At 41.5% G+C, this 14,716-nt stretch carries 12 protein-coding genes; 3 read left to right on the forward strand and 9 right to left on the reverse strand.

Annotation, left to right across the window (positions count from 1 at the left end; all coding sequences use genetic code 11):
• Positions 1-24 precede the first annotated feature (24 nt).
• From EQG61_RS05940 to EQG61_RS05960, 5 genes are all read right to left on the reverse strand, one after another.
• A complete protein-coding gene (locus tag EQG61_RS05940) occupies positions 25-477 on the reverse strand; it encodes a Fur family transcriptional regulator (RefSeq protein ID WP_129460985.1) in 453 nt (150 codons plus the stop codon).
• Positions 478-623: 146 nt separating this feature from the next.
• On the reverse strand, positions 624-2,840 hold the full coding sequence (locus EQG61_RS05945; protein WP_129460986.1) for a RelA/SpoT family protein: 2,217 nt from the start codon (positions 2,838-2,840) through the stop codon (positions 624-626).
• Between the two features lie 71 nt (positions 2,841-2,911).
• Complete coding sequence (locus EQG61_RS05950; RefSeq protein ID WP_129460987.1) at positions 2,912-4,462, reverse strand: serine hydrolase; 1,551 nt, start codon at positions 4,460-4,462, stop codon at positions 2,912-2,914.
• A 16-nt stretch (positions 4,463-4,478) separates the two neighbouring features.
• The gene (locus EQG61_RS05955) at positions 4,479-5,267 is read right to left on the reverse strand and encodes a TrmH family RNA methyltransferase (protein WP_129460988.1); all 789 of its coding nucleotides are present in this window, start codon (positions 5,265-5,267) and stop codon (positions 4,479-4,481) included.
• Positions 5,268-5,311: 44 nt separating this feature from the next.
• Positions 5,312-7,078 (reverse strand): T9SS type B sorting domain-containing protein, encoded by a 1,767-nt coding sequence (locus tag EQG61_RS05960; RefSeq protein ID WP_235829031.1) that lies wholly within the window; start codon positions 7,076-7,078, stop codon positions 5,312-5,314.
• A 154-nt stretch (positions 7,079-7,232) separates the two neighbouring features.
• On the opposite strand from EQG61_RS05960, the gene EQG61_RS05965 reads away from it, so the two are divergent.
• From EQG61_RS05965 to EQG61_RS05975, 3 genes are read left to right on the forward strand one after another with little or no spacing between them, the layout of a single operon-like run.
• Positions 7,233-8,204, forward strand: a complete 972-nt coding sequence (locus EQG61_RS05965) for a GNAT family N-acetyltransferase (protein WP_235829032.1) — start codon at positions 7,233-7,235, stop codon at positions 8,202-8,204.
• Positions 8,201-9,280, forward strand: coding sequence for a DegT/DnrJ/EryC1/StrS family aminotransferase (locus tag EQG61_RS05970; RefSeq protein ID WP_129460990.1), 1,080 nt, complete (start codon positions 8,201-8,203; stop codon positions 9,278-9,280). Before EQG61_RS05965 ends, EQG61_RS05970 begins: the two co-directional genes overlap by 4 nt.
• Entirely contained in the window at positions 9,280-10,551 is a 1,272-nt protein-coding gene (locus EQG61_RS05975; protein ID WP_129460991.1) for an O-antigen translocase, read from the forward strand. The genes EQG61_RS05970 and EQG61_RS05975 overlap by 1 nt, the downstream gene beginning before the upstream one ends.
• Here EQG61_RS05975 and EQG61_RS05980 read toward each other — a convergent pair.
• The 4 genes from EQG61_RS05980 to EQG61_RS05995 are packed head-to-tail and all read right to left on the reverse strand — an operon-like array spanning position 10,507 to position 14,690.
• Complete coding sequence (locus tag EQG61_RS05980) at positions 10,507-11,088, reverse strand: haloacid dehalogenase-like hydrolase (RefSeq protein WP_164974893.1); 582 nt, start codon at positions 11,086-11,088, stop codon at positions 10,507-10,509. The two genes, EQG61_RS05975 and EQG61_RS05980, sit on opposite strands and share 45 nt — an antisense overlap.
• Entirely contained in the window at positions 11,085-11,951 is an 867-nt protein-coding gene (locus tag EQG61_RS05985; RefSeq protein ID WP_129460993.1) for a UbiA prenyltransferase family protein, read from the reverse strand. The genes EQG61_RS05980 and EQG61_RS05985 overlap by 4 nt, the downstream gene beginning before the upstream one ends.
• Positions 11,908-13,560, reverse strand: a complete 1,653-nt coding sequence (locus tag EQG61_RS05990) for a YccS family putative transporter (RefSeq protein WP_129460994.1) — start codon at positions 13,558-13,560, stop codon at positions 11,908-11,910. The genes EQG61_RS05985 and EQG61_RS05990 overlap by 44 nt, the downstream gene beginning before the upstream one ends.
• Positions 13,542-14,690 (reverse strand): glycosyltransferase, encoded by a 1,149-nt coding sequence (locus EQG61_RS05995; RefSeq protein ID WP_129460995.1) that lies wholly within the window; start codon positions 14,688-14,690, stop codon positions 13,542-13,544. The genes EQG61_RS05990 and EQG61_RS05995 overlap by 19 nt, the downstream gene beginning before the upstream one ends.
• Positions 14,691-14,716 lie beyond the last annotated feature (26 nt).

The raw sequence follows: 14,716 nt of genomic DNA on the forward strand, positions 1-14,716 counted from the left end.
TTGTGTTGTTTGTGTTGTGTAGTATTATGATTTTTTACTGGCGTAGAAATAGAGGGAATGGTTGTGAATTTCAATTCCGAAAATTTCTTCCATGGTTTTTTTAATGGTTTGGATGCGCGGATCACAAAACTCAATCACTTCACCCGTATCGGTCATGATGATGTGATCGTGTTGTTTGTCGAAATAGGATTTTTCGTAGTGCGCCTGATTTTGACCAAATTGGTGTTTGCGCACCAATCCGCAGTCGAGTAGGAGTTCGATGGTATTGTATAACGTCGCCCGACTCACCCGATAGTTTTTGTTTTTCATTTTGATGTACAAATTTTCGATATCAAAATGTTCTTCACTATCGTAAATCTCCTGAAGAATCGCATAGCGTTCAGGGGTTTTACGGTGTCCGTTCGATTCAAGATAGGCCGTAAAAACGTTTTTCACGGTCTCTTGATTTTTAGCGTTATCCGTAGCGATTTGTGTCATAGGCTACAAAGATACTTTTTTGTTTAAAGGAGGCAAAACTTGTGGTTGTTTTTTTAATGGGGCAATGTGTCAATGAGGTGAATTGAAAATGGATTTCAAATAAACTGTTAAACCCCATCCACATTTAAATTTAGAATTTAGAATGATTAACTATAGACTCGCGTGACTTTTTCAATGCCGTCAATTTTCTTGATGCTTTCGATCATGCGTTTTAGGATTTGGTTGTTTTGCACAACTACTGTGACCTGACCGTTGAAAATTCCTGCTTCACCACTCAGGGAAATGCTTTGGATATTCACATGCATTTGATTGGAGATGACTTTCGTGAGTTCGTTGGTCAATCCTAAAGTGTCCATTCCTGTGATGTTCAAGATCACTTTGAACTCTTGTTTGGTCGAGTCGATCCAGCGCGCTTGCATGATGCGGTAGGCATAATTGGATTGTAAGCTTATGGCATTTGGACAATCTTTTTTGTGGACTTTAATTCCTTCATTAATAGTCACAAAGCCAAATACATCATCACCCGGAATGGGATTACAACACGACGCCAATTTATAATCCAAGCGGTCTTGTTCTTTTCCAAATACCAAAAGATCATAGTTGCTTGTCAGTTCTTGACGGTTGATTTCATCCGGGTTGGACGAATGCGATCGTTTGATTTTATTTTTGAAGAAATTAATCAGCGTATTGCTTTTCTGTGCCGCATAATCTTTCAATTGTTGATTTTCGATGGCGCCAATTCCCACACGATAAAACAAATCCAAACTGGTTTTTAGTTTGAAGTAGTTCACCAATTCATTGACCACCCCTTCATTCAGGGTGATTTTGAGGTGTTTTAATTTACGTGTCAGTAATTCTTTTCCTTCTTCGGCAATTTTCTTAGTGTCTTCGTTAAGTACACTTCGAATTTTATTTTTCGCGCGAGAAGTTGTCACATAATCCAACCAGTTAATCGTTGGTTTTTGGTGGGAAGAAGTGATAATTTCAACCTGATCCCCGCTTTTCAATTCGTGATTCAAGGGAACCAAACGTCCATTAACTCTTGTCCCTCGCGTTTTAATTCCGATTTCGGAGTGAATACTAAAGGCAAAGTCCAACGAAGTCGCGCCTTTGGGTAAGGATTTGATTTCTCCTTTGGGTGTAAAGACGAAGATTTCCTTGGCATACAAATTCATTTTGAAATCTTCGACAAAGTCGACCGCATTGGATTCTGAGTTTTCCAACGCTTCTTTCAACAAGTTTAGCCATTTCTCAAGTCCGGATTCTTCCGTAGCACCTTGTTTGTATTTGTAATGCGCCGCGTATCCTTTTTCCGCGATTTCGTCCATGCGTTCGCTTCGAACTTGTATTTCGACCCAACGGCCTTTCGGACCCATGACGGTGATGTGCAAGGCTTCATACCCTGTCGATTTGGGCGATGAAATCCAGTCGCGTAAACGACTCGGACTCGGACGATAGTGGTCGGTTACGACAGAATAAATTTTCCACGCTAGGAATTTTTCGTCGTGGGTATTGGATTTATAAATAATACGTAATGCAAATTTGTCGTACACTTCATCAAAGGTCACGCGCTGCACCATCATTTTACGACGAATCGAATAAATGGATTTGGGTCGGCCCTTGATGATATACTCAATCCCTTCTTCGTCCAAAGATTTTCGCAACACATCCGACACCATTTTGATGTAAGCATCTTGTTCTTCTTTGGTTTCTTTGATTTTACTGACAATGTCGTTGTAAATAGTCGGTTCGGTATATTTCAACCCCAAATCTTCCAATTGGGTTTTGATGTTGTACAATCCCAAACGGTGGGCGAGAGGCGCATAGATGTATAAGGTTTCCGAAGCAATTTTCTCTTGCTTGTATTGCGGCATCGAATCCATCGTTTGCATGTTGTGCAAGCGGTCGGCGATTTTGATGAGAATTACCCGAACATCATCGTTTAACGTAAGCAGCATTTTTCGGAAATTCTCCGCCTGCATTGAGATGTTCATGTCTTTTTTTACCTGCGCAATTTTGGTCAATCCACCTACTAATTGGGCAATTTTCGGATTGAATTGCTTTTCGATGTCTTCAACAGTGATTGGCGTATCTTCTACCACATCGTGCAATAGTGCTGCCGCGATACCCGTGGCACCCAAACCAATTTCAGAAGCCACGATTTTAGCCACTCCAATAGGGTGAAAAATATAGGCTTCACCGGATTTACGGCGTTGGTCTTTGTGCGCATCTACGGCCACATCAAACGCTTTGCGAATCAGTTTTTTATCGTCCACACTTAAGGTTTGGTAACTGATGCGCAAAAGTTCTTTGTATTCTCTAGCGAGTGCTTTTTTCTCTTCTTCTAAATCTATCTCGTGCATAAGAAATCGTTGGGTTGGCTAAATATACAACATTTTCAGCCAATCCTGCAAGATGGAAAGATAGGTTTTGTCTATTCGACCTTCGAAAAATTCAAATCTTGAAAATCGTAACTGAAATCGGTCAACGGCGAAATCGCTTCCATTGTAAAACCGATGATTTTCCCGCTGGAATCGCGTTTAAAGTATACGTGGGCATCGGCCAACAAACTGCGGTTGTACCATTTCACAGCATAATGATCACCTTCCACCCAATGTAAGGTTCCCGTGAGTCGGGGCGAACGGTGGGAAGTGAAAATGGTTTTGCCTTTTGTCGAACTAATCGTAACTTCCCCAAACCACGGGTCTTTGAATTCGCCAGCCACTTTTGAATAATCTACTTTTATTTTATTCGTTTCGTTTTGTGTGACTTGCGCCCATATTTTATCAGTGATTTCATCGGCATTGTTTTCTTTCGCTTTGCGCTCTGTACTCAAAGCCGTAACGTGATCGGGATAGTTGAATCCCAAATAGGCATCTTTAATAGAGTTTGAAATCGCATTGAAAGCCGAACCGCTTTGTTGGTTAGTGAACACAATAATTCCCAATTGATCTTCGGGAAATAGGATAGTTTGTGTTACAATTCCGTCCAAACCGCCGGTATGAGAAACCTGTAGATGGCCGTTAATATCGGTCAATTGCCATCCCAATCCATAGGTTTTGAAATGGCAGTTATAAGGCGCCACATTCGTAATCGGCATGATGGTTTGTGGGGTCCACATTTCATTATGTGTAGTTAAACTGAATAATTGCTTTTCAAGATTCGAACCGTATTTACCGCGATTCAATTGGGCAATTACCCATTTGCTCCAATCATTCACCGAGGTTTGAACGCCTGCCGCTGCATCAAAAATGGGGTTTTTGTACCGTTTGATGACTTCCAATTTGCCATTAGTGGGTACATGCGGCACGATGGCATTGGTGGTGTCTTTGAGTCGGTTCCATGAAGTCGCACTGCGCTTCATTTCCAACGGTTCCATCAGGTTTTTCTCTACAAATTCATTCCAAGACATTCCAGATACTTTGGCCACGACCTCACCCGCTATGATGTACAATAAATTGTCGTAATCGTATTCCGTACGAAAGCCGGAAACGGGTTTTAAATATTGAATGTTTTGGATAATGTCTTTGGGGGTAAAATTATGTCCGTCGGGCCAAATCATCAAATCTCCAGCGCCCAATCCCAGTCCGCTCTTATGAATCAACAAATCCCGAATGGTGAATTCTTTCGTGACATAGTCGTTATACATTTTAAACTCGGGTAAATATTGAATGACTTTATCGTCCCATTGTATTTTCTTTTGATCGACCAAAATTCCTAACGCGGCTGCAGTCATCGCTTTGCTGTTGGAAGCTACCGCAAATAAAGTGTTGGCATCGACCTTTTCTTGCGTTTTAATATTGGTAACCCCATAGCCTTTGGCCATTACTAATTTTCCGTCTTTGATAATTCCTACTGCTATTCCGGGAACATTAAAGGCTTTACGCGTACGTTCTACCACATCGTCCAATTGGGCTTCGGTCATTTGGGCGAATGTCGTTAGTGAAAAGATGAGGAACAGGGTAGCTACAAGTGTTTTTTTCATGGGAAGAATAATTAAATTAAAAACCACGTTGACGTTTGGCTTCAAAAAGTAAGATCGCTGCCGCCACGGATACATTCATGGAATCAATGGTGCCCGACATGGGTATGATGATATTTTGGGTGGCCGCTTCCCGCCACGCAGCCGTGAGTCCGGTGGCTTCAGTGCCTACTACAAGGGCGGTCGGACCCGTATAATCGTTTTCGTGATAGGCGTTTGAATTTTGTAAAGTGGCGCTATAAATGGCGATATTTTTTTGTAGTAAAAAGGTAATGACTTCTTCAGAGCTTCCTGTGGCAATGGGATTGGTAAATAAACAACCCACACTGGAGCGCACGATATTGGGATTGTAAAGATCCGTTTTGGGGTTGGCAATCAAAACGGCATCGGCACCTACCGCATCGGCTGTGCGTAACAAAGCACCCAGATTCCCGGGTTTTTCAATCGCTTCAGCTACTAAAACCAATGGGTTTTTGGGTAAATCTAAACGAGCAATTTCGTGATTTTTCATTTTTGCTACCGCAATTATACCTTCTGTGGTATCGCGATAGGCCAGTTTTTGATAGACTTCTTTATGAATTTCTATCCATTCGCAAGAAACGGGTAATTGTTTTTGTAGTTCAGAATAATCAACAAGTTCAGGAACAAACAATACGGTTTCCAATTCGTATCCGCCTTTCAAGGCCAGTTCAATTTCCCGTTGGCCTTCAATCAAAAATGTGCCGGATTGTTTTCGGGCTTTGGCTTTTTCTTGCAAAAGGACAAGGGATTTGATGAACGGATTTTGGGTCGAACTGATTTGTTTCAAAACAATAAATTTAGAAGGCTAAAATACGAGAAATCGGCGAAACCTTAAAATGTGAAATAGAGCCAACCCACATAGGGTTCGGGATAGCCATCGTCGTTTAATTTCAGTACGTAATAATAGGTTCCTTTGGGCGAAATATAATTACTAATGGTGTTTTTATCGATCGAAAATCCGTCCCATTCTGGTAAGTTGTTATTACCTGTCCATACCAAATGCCCCCAACGGTTGTAGATTTCGAGGGTGAAGTGGGTGAAAATATTATACAATCCATCAATATGAAAAGTGTCATTCGCTCCATCTCCATTGCCTGAAACATAGTTGTAAATCGTAGGCGGACAGTTTTTGGTTTGCAATTCAAACGAACCAATGGTATAACAATGGGTATTATCAATGCGGAAATAAATGGTTTTGGGTGTGGCATTCGCCCAGTAATTTTCGGGAGTAAGGATGGCATTGACCTGATTGGTCGCATCACTCACAGATTCATAGTAGCCTGAAAATTGCGCTGAGGACGCATCAAATGCGGTATTCGCATAGTCGAAAAAGTCAAATTGACCGGAAGTAAACCCTTGGTTACAACTCACCAATGGCGCTAAAGTTTGGACCACCGGACTCGTCCATAACGAAATGGAAAACGATGCCGCGTTATTGTTTTCAATGAGTTCGATCACCGTACTCTGTCCCAATCCGTTGTCGTCCACTTGTGCATCCAACGTAAAAGTATCCGGAACGGTTGTAGGGATAGTAAGGGTAACTTGTCCCGTTTCACTTCCATTAACAGGAATGATGGTTTGGGTTTGGGCTTGCCCCACAAGCGTTCCTCCAATATAAAATGCAATCGGTGTTTGTGCGGGTAGTGGGTCGGTGGCATTCGGGTTGGAAACCGTATAATGCACTGTAATATCTCGTGAATCGCAACTTTGGTCGACCGAATCGATTTGAATGACAGCATCAGGGAGCTGACTGTTAAATGTCGTAACTATGACATTCATTAAAACCATATCCTGTCCCGAGGTGAGTTGGATCAAAGCTGAGGTATCCCCAATTTGGATGTTGTTTTGGATGGAGTAAATGTCCAAATCCATGTTGTACATTGTCGAACTGCCTGTAATGGAATTGGTACCGTTAAAGGCATTCGTGGCCGGATTTAAAGGCGGATTGCTCAATAAATTTCCGTTGATGCGCAGACTTTCATTTACGGCTAAATTGGAGTCACCTTCCCATGCCACAAATCCAATTTTGGCCCCAACATTATCCACTACATTCAAGTTGGTTAAATTGATATTTATTGACGAAGGAATACTTTGCAGACCATCATAAATATTCACTTGATTGATGGGTAATGTAGGGTCGGAATACACAATCACCAAGGCCCAACCCGCAAAATTGGTTCGGTTTAAGCAGTAGCCGGGCTGAGTTATAAGTTCATTACTAATGTCTAAGTCAGCTAAAGTATAGATTCCGTTGCCTGTGGTTTGGAGTAGAGCAGTTACATCAGCGAAAGCACTGAAATAGGGAAGTCCGGAGGAGCTGTTAATGTTTGAAAATAATCGAGTTGCGGTTACAGTTTGGTTGTTTAATGAAACCGAAGTGTCGCCGGTACCCGAGCCTGCCCAATACAAAAAGGCTTGGTGCAATTGTTGTGTCCCGGCAAGTGTTAGTGTGGCTGAAGAAGCGGCTGCAATCAAATTTTCACAACCAGCGGTGGTGTTATTTTCTCCCAAATTCAGGGTGTTGCCCACAAAAGTAAAGTCGTAACGACCATTATATTGTTGGTACAAGCCTACATTTTGCCCATACATTTTCCCCATTAGGAAAAAAATCAACAATAATCTTGTGTAACAGACGTTTGGCATTGAAATTATTTTATTGCATCTAAAAATAGTAATTTATTTTTTAATTATCGTTAAATTTGAATTGGTCTAACTAAAACGGACCAATCGAAATCACAGAGAATCAACAGATTTGTACCAAGTAATCCCATACCAACCTTCCGATTATGAGCGCTGGAATGCCTTTGTAGCGCAATCCCGTAACGGTACTTTTCTATTTCATCGCGATTTTATGGAATACCACCAAGATCGATTTCATGATTTTTCAATGTTGGTGGTAAAAGAGGAAAAAGTTGTTGCCCTTTTGCCCGCCCATCGTGTTGACAATGCGGTGTTTTCTCATTGGGGGCTCACGTATGGCGGCTTGGTATTGCCCGTTTATACCCATATTTCCGAAGTTATAGGCATAGTGCAATCCATTTTAAACTATTTGCTTCAAAGTGGTATTGAAACCTTGCACCTCAAAGAAATTCCTTCTTTTTATTGCCAAGGTTACAATGGAGATTTAGCGTATATACTGCACCAATGTCAGGCACAAATTACCCGAGCTGATTTGCTGTCTACCCTCGATTTAACACTTCCATTGGCGATTTCAAAATCCCGAAAAGAAAGCATTCGTCGGGGTCAAAAGAACGGTTTGATTGTGCGGGAAGAAACGGATTTAACCGCTTTTTGGAACGAATTGTTGATTCCGAATCTCGCCCAACGGCATGCTGCGAAGCCGGTGCATACGCTGGAAGAAATGACACTTTTACAAAGCCGTTTTCCTCAAAACATTCGCCATTTTAATGTCTATGAAGGCGAAAATTTAATTGCGGGAACCACCGTTTTCTGTACAGGTCGGGTGGCGCATCCACAATATATTGCGGGCGATGATCGTCGTTCTGAAACGGGTGCGTTGGATTTTTTATACCATTTTTTAATTACAGAAGTGTACTCCAATTGTCTGGTTTTCGATTTTGGAATTTCGAATGAAAACCAAGGGAAAAATATCAACAGTGGCTTGCAGTTTTGGAAAGAATCCTATGGTGCTCAACCCGTAGTTCAACATTTTTATCGAGTGGCCACCGCCTCTTATGTTCAACTAGATTCCATTCTCCTATGATTCCATTTTTAAACTTACAAGCGCTCCATGCTCCGCATCACGAAGCCTATCATTTGCGTTTGCAACATATCTTGGATCAGGGACAATTTATATTGGGGGAGGAGGTAACCCGTTTTGAAAAATCCTTTGCCGAGTTTTGCGGTGCTCCTTATGCCATCGGTGTTGGAAATGGTTTGGATGCAATAACTCTCACGTTACGTGGGTATCAACTGTTAGGGAAGTTACAACCTGGGGATCATGTTTTGGTGCCCGCCAATACATTTATCGCTTCGATAATTGGAATTCGAGAGGCAGGAATGGTACCTGTTTTGGTCGAACCCGATCCGGAAACCTATAATCTCTCCACAAAAGATTTAGAAAAGTATTTGAATTCCAAAGTCAGAGCAATCATGGTCGTTCATTTGTACGGTCAATTGGCTCCCATGGAGGAATTGATCGCCTTTGCCGAGAAACTCCAATTGCTACTCCTTGAAGATGCGGCACAAGGTCACGGTTTGCCCAAAGTGGGGAATCATACCCAAACTTACAGTTTTTATCCTGGGAAAAATTTAGGCGCACTTGGTGATGCAGGGGCGGTAGTTACACATGAAGTCGAACTTTATCAGGTCATTAAGCAGCTCCGAAATTACGGTTCTGACCAAAAATACCACAATGAATTGCCCGGTGTGAATTCGCGACTTGATCCCTTGCAAGCGGCTTTTTTGTCGGTGCGACTCCCATTTGTTAACCCAGAAAATGAACAGCGTCGCGCCATTGCCAAACGTTATACTGCCGAAATTAATCATCCTTTGATTCAAACACCAAGCATTGCGGATTACAACCGTCATGTGTTTCATTTGTATGTTGTTCGTTGTGCACAACGCGATGCTTTGCAACAATATTTATTTGAAAAAGGGATTGAAACGTTAATTCATTATCCCATTCCGCCCCACAAGCAAGGTGCGTTTCCCGAGTTACATCATTTGCCATTGTCTTTTACCGAACAACTGCACCGCGAAGTGTTGAGTTTGCCTATGAGTCCGCTCCTCACCGATGAAGAAGTATCGTACATCATCCAAACTTTAAACGCGTTTTAATGGCCGGACTACGTTCAATATGGAAAGAAGATTTATGGAAAATTGCATCCCTGAACAGTCTTTCCATTGGATTAAAGTTGGTCACCGGATTTATCACGTCCAAGCTATTGGCGGTTTACATCGGACCTGCCGGATTGGCTTTGGTGGGAAATTTGCGTAATTTTCTCACTTCTGTAGAGAATATCGCAACTTTCGGATTCACCAACGGCATTGTGAAGTATACCGCTTCGTACCAAGACCAACCGGAACGGCAACAAGAGTTTATCAATTCGGTGCTTACGTTTCTGCCTATCATGGCGCTGCTGTGTTCACTCGGAATAGGCGGCTTCGCTTCGTATTGGAATGCATGGCTTTTAGAAGGTGATTCCGCTTATAACTCGGTGTTTTTTTATGTAGCGTTAGCATTGCCATGGTATTTGGTAAGTGTGGTGTTAACGTCCATTCTCAACGGTTTAGAAGCCTACAAAAAAGTGGTGTACACCCAAATTTTTGGAATGTTGGCAGGTTTGGTACTTACAGTCGGATTGGTACTAACCACGCAAACCTACGGCGCATTAATAGCAGTAGTGGCCGCTCCAGCACTTCAATTTTTTGCGGTTGTCTTTTATTTAAAAAAACAAATACAAGGTTTCCGTTTCCAAATTCATAACAGCGATTTGCAAAATTTATCCCATTATTCATTGATGGCCATTGCTTCCTCAGTGATTGGTCCGTTGGTATTTATTGCCATTCGAAACCGACTTATCCTTTCGTCGGGGATGGATGCTGCTGGGTATTGGGAAGCGTTGAGTCGGATCTCTAGTTATTATTTTTTGTTTTTATCCACGTTAATCAGCTTGTATTTTTTACCGCGATTGGCTAAAGTCACTACAATAGCTGAAGAAAAGTCCATTTTGAAATCGTATTTTTTTCAACTCATGCCCGTATTTACCGTAGGCTTAATTGGAATTTATCTATTCAGAGTATGGGTAGTGCGTTTGTTTTTTACCAGTGCGTTCGAACCCGTAAGTGACCTATTAATTTGGCAGTTGGTTGGTGATTTTGGAAAAGGAATGGCGTTGATTTTAGGCTATCGTTTTTTTGCTTATCGCCAAACCCAATTGTTCCTTTTTACCGAATTGTTTTCGTTGGCCAGCTTGTATTTTTTAGCCCAATATGGCATACAAACCGAAGGTCTTGTCGGACTTATGAAAGCCTATGCGCTGAATTACGGAATTTATTTCGTCTTACTCGTCTTGCTGTACCGTTTTGGCAAGCCCGTGCATAGGTAGATCGCCGCGGCCATAGCCGTGCACTTCGATGCAATCGTATTGAGCTAAATCATATACGGCTTGAATTCGTCTGACTTTCTCTTCAGCATTGCAATTTTTTCCGTGTAAATTTCCGGTAAGTTTGTTGTTTTTGTATTCCAAATGAGTCGCAATAAGGTCGAATTGTTGTTGTTCTGTCCAAGCTTCTAGCCATTCTTTCGCGGAAGCGGTCACAATACAAATCGTGGCATATTCTTGTTCTTTTTTTAAAGAATCAAAAAGCGAACGATTCAACGCTTTATCAATTTCATGCAAAGCAAACTGCCGACCGATGGATGCTAATTTATCTTTTGGCATGCCCCCAAAAAAGAAGCGCAACCAAGTGGTTTTGGCCTTAGTAGGTGAAACTAATCGAAGTAAATAGCCGAGTAGAATCGGACTCAATATTACCATTCCGAAGAAATACCGACCCTTTCCAAAGTAGGTTCGGGTAAAAACAAGCATACTGTCATGGGTATACAAGGTTTCGTCAAAATCTACAAATACGATTTTTTTCATGCTTGTCCGTATAAAAGTAAGCCCATAAAAAGTAGCCAACCCAAAAGGGTACATTGTAAATAACGGTCTTTTAAAACCAAGGTATTCGGAGCCAATGGTGTTTGATCGACTATGGCCAATTTCAAATACCGCAGTAATCCGTTCAAAACAAAAAAGGCAGAGATATAAATGTAATCGGATTGGTATTGGTTTTGGATGTCCGGACTCATGCAATACATCAAATACGCCACCGTGATTAATGCACTTAGTATTCCTAAACAAGTATCGATGAAGGCCAAATTATAGTGTTCGATGTTTTTCCGAGTGGTCACGCCTTCCAAATGTAAGATGAAATCGGTTCGGCGTTTCGCTAAAGCCAGAAATAAAGCTAATAGATAGGTTTCCAGAATAATCCAAATCGAAAGATGGGTCGATGAGGCTATACTTCCCACCCATAACCGCAACAAAAATCCGATCGCGATAATCGACACATCCACCAAGGCAATTTGTTTGAGTCGGATACTATAAAGAATATTAATAAAAAGGTAAAGTGCTAAAACCCCCACGATTTTGGGATGGCAATAATAGGCAAGGGCGAATCCAATTCCGAGTAATATGCCGGCCAATCGATAGGCTGCAGTTAGTGATACATCACCAGCGGCCAACGGTCGGTTTTTCTTGACGGGATGCGCTTGATCTTCTACGATGTCCCGACTGTCATTAAATATATAAACACTACTGGCAATCGCACAAAAAGCAAAAAAGGCTAAAAAGGTGTTGCCCATTTGTACCCATGTGATTCCACCCGAAAAGAACAACGGCGCCGCAATAAAAGCGTTCTTAATGTACTGTTCCGGTCTTAGAAGTTTGAGGTAAGGGTGCATTGAGCGATGATCCGTTATAAACAATGAAATGTTGCGTTTCCTTGATGGGGTGAAAATGGCGAACGATATAATCGGTGACCACACTGAAATCCGCTCGGTCTTTGGGCATGAATAATTCGTTCCCTTTGATGAAGGATTTCTCTACGAAAATAAGGTTTTCTTTTTGACTAGCAATTTTTAGTAGTGTTTTCGGGTCGCGGTGAATTTCCCAATTCAATAACCAGTCGGCAGGCAATGGATTACGTAGGGAAAATGCATAATAACCAATGGGAATATTGGGAGCGAAAATGTATTTTTTATGGGGATAGGCAACTTGAAGTGTTTTGAGTTCTTTCATTTTTTCAAAATGCCCTTTGCTGGTTTGTATCCCTTCCAATTTTGCACTGACCACACCGAGATTGTAATGCAATTCAGATAACGGACGTTCAGCATAGGGTTGGTAGTGATAAACGGTACCTGTAATGAGAAAGCAAGCGGTGATCCATTGGAACAAAGGCATATAATTTTTGGGCATCCCTTCGAAAACAAAAAAATAGAATACGAGTAAGAGTCCGAGCCCCATAAAAACAGGAAAAGGATAGCCCAAACTAATGCTCGAACACCAAGCGATTCCGAGAATAATCCATAAAGGTGTTGACTTGATCCAATCCTTTTTTTGGAGGGATATAAAGGATACCATGCCGATTAATAACATACACCATAGCAAACGAGCACCTTCTTGAAAAGTGGTGAGTAATCCGTAGACCAAAGCCCATAAGCTACCGGCAATGGCGATTTGAAGCAGCATTTGACCGAAGGTTAGTTTTTGATAAAGCGCATAAATAATAATGAGTAAGGCTATTACTCCCACAGGAATCCATGCTAAGCCCAGGTTTTTATATCCTAAAATATAATTCTGAACTCCGGAAAGCCACAAGTCGGATAAAGTTGTTTCTCCCGTGGTATGTGCTATAAAAGCAGGGAGTAAATGATTGAGGTACAGGGCTAAAATGCCAATTCCAAGAAAGAAAAGTTGCCACAAAAACAACCAAAGTCCTTTTTTACTATCAAAATACAACACCGTTGCAACTAGAAATAATAGAGGAACGGGATAAAAAGATTGTTTGGTTAAGGCCGATAGAACCGTCATTAAAGCGATGATGGGCCATAGAAAAGCATTTTTTTTATGGGCATACGAACCCAATAAATAAAATGCTATGGATGCGAATAAGAGTCCGTCCGTAGTTGGCCAAGGATACATGGGGAAAAATTGAACGGAAAAACAAATTCCGCCCAAGGCAAGCACGCTTAACGTTGTTTTTTCCCAACGGTAAAAGTATTTAAATCCTTTAACCCAGAAGCGAATTTGCAAAAAGAAGAGGCACCAATTGATCAATTTTAAAATATAAAATTGCCCGACTAAAGGTGTGATTTTCATCAAGCCAGCCCAAAGGTACAGGGTGGCGGGCGGACCTTTGAAAAAAAAGTCGCGATAAGGAATTTCGCCGTTTAGGATGCGCCAACTGTACCCTACGATATAACCACTGTCCCAAAGGTCCATTCCTTGGGTGGCGAGAAAGGCTGCCGCAGCAACACAGAGTAGCGGTACTATTAATTTACGGAATTCCATGTTTGTAAATACTGTTGTGCTACAGCAATGTAATCATGGTGTTGGCGAATAAAAGCTTGTGCATTCGCACTTATTTGTGCAATCTTTTCGGGATGTTGAATAAGGTCACCCAGTTGTTGCGCTAAATAGTCAGAATCGGGAAGGGCATTGATGGCCACTTCATTTTCTTGTAATCCGTATTGATTCAAAAATTCAGTTTCAGCTCCCGTGAAAACCACTTTGCCTTGGGCCATTGCTTCCAAGGCATTATACCCTTGGTCAAAAGCAAAAACTTGATCTAAGAGGATATGTGCTTTTTCAAAATAGGTATGGTATTCGCAATAGGGGATATCAGTAGTCGTAATTATTTCGGCACGATCTCCCCAACGTTCTTTTACAATAGTGAGGGCCTCTTCAAAAAAACGAATTCCTTTGGTGTGGTAATTTCCAGAATTGATACCTAAAAAAATAACCACTTTATCGTGAACAGGATTGGGTTGGAAGGTATTCTTTTCGGTATTGACAGGATTCGGAATGAGTCCCATGAATTTCGGATGATTGCGTAAAGGCGCCACATAATCCAAGTCAGAGGCGATGATACCTTTACAATGTTCCATTAAAAACGCATGAATTTTTTGATGTTCCGGCGTTTGGTATTCCCACATGAAAAGGTATTCTGACGCCGTGGTTTGTTGGTTTTCAAAATACGGATCCATGATTGAGTACCGTTCTTTTTTGGCCAACATATGTTTGAGGTTAAGCGTATCCACGCCACAACTCAATAGATAACAATTCGCGTTTTGTGCGACAATTGTTTGAATTAAATTAAATTCCCAGTTGGGTGTTGTTTGTATCGGCTTTTCATTGATGAATTGCACAACATCAAAATCTTTCAATTGTGGCAAGTGTTTCCAAAAGCGAAAGCCGTGTTCGTAGACCACCAAGTCTTTTTTGAAGAGTCGGAACCAAATACGACGAATAAACGATCCGGGAACGGATTTAAAAAAGCGACCTCTAATGGAAATGTCTGCGGGATAATTTTTAAAGCCGTCGCCGTTATTCACTAACACAACCTCATGGCCCAAAGCCTGAAGTCCTTCTTTTAAGGTGTTGTGCAGCCGACTAAATTCGCCCAGCAGTAGTATTCTCACTTTCGTTATATTTGTTGTGGCTAAAA

This window comes from Flavobacterium stagni, from assembly GCF_004122105.1.
Taxonomy (GTDB): Bacteria; Bacteroidota; Bacteroidia; order Flavobacteriales; family Flavobacteriaceae; genus Flavobacterium; species Flavobacterium stagni.

Bases quoted from the DNA above. Each gene is read 5' to 3' on its own strand.
- EQG61_RS05940 (WP_129460985.1), bottom strand. From the start codon at position 477: ATGACACAAATCGCTACGGATAACGCTAAAAATCAAGAGACCGTGAAA.
- EQG61_RS05945 (WP_129460986.1), bottom strand. From the start codon at position 2,840: ATGCACGAGATAGATTTAGAAGAAGAGAAAAAAGCACTCGCTAGAGAA.
- EQG61_RS05950 (WP_129460987.1), bottom strand. From the start codon at position 4,462: ATGAAAAAAACACTTGTAGCTACCCTGTTCCTCATCTTTTCACTAACG.
- EQG61_RS05960 (WP_235829031.1), bottom strand. From the start codon at position 7,078: ATGGGGAAAATGTATGGGCAAAATGTAGGCTTGTACCAACAATATAAT.
- EQG61_RS05970 (WP_129460990.1), top strand. From the start codon at position 8,201: ATGATTCCATTTTTAAACTTACAAGCGCTCCATGCTCCGCATCACGAA.
- EQG61_RS05975 (WP_129460991.1), top strand. From the start codon at position 9,280: ATGGCCGGACTACGTTCAATATGGAAAGAAGATTTATGGAAAATTGCA.
- EQG61_RS05980 (WP_164974893.1), bottom strand. From the start codon at position 11,088: ATGAAAAAAATCGTATTTGTAGATTTTGACGAAACCTTGTATACCCAT.
- EQG61_RS05985 (WP_129460993.1), bottom strand. From the start codon at position 11,951: ATGCACCCTTACCTCAAACTTCTAAGACCGGAACAGTACATTAAGAAC.
- EQG61_RS05990 (WP_129460994.1), bottom strand. From the start codon at position 13,560: ATGGAATTCCGTAAATTAATAGTACCGCTACTCTGTGTTGCTGCGGCA.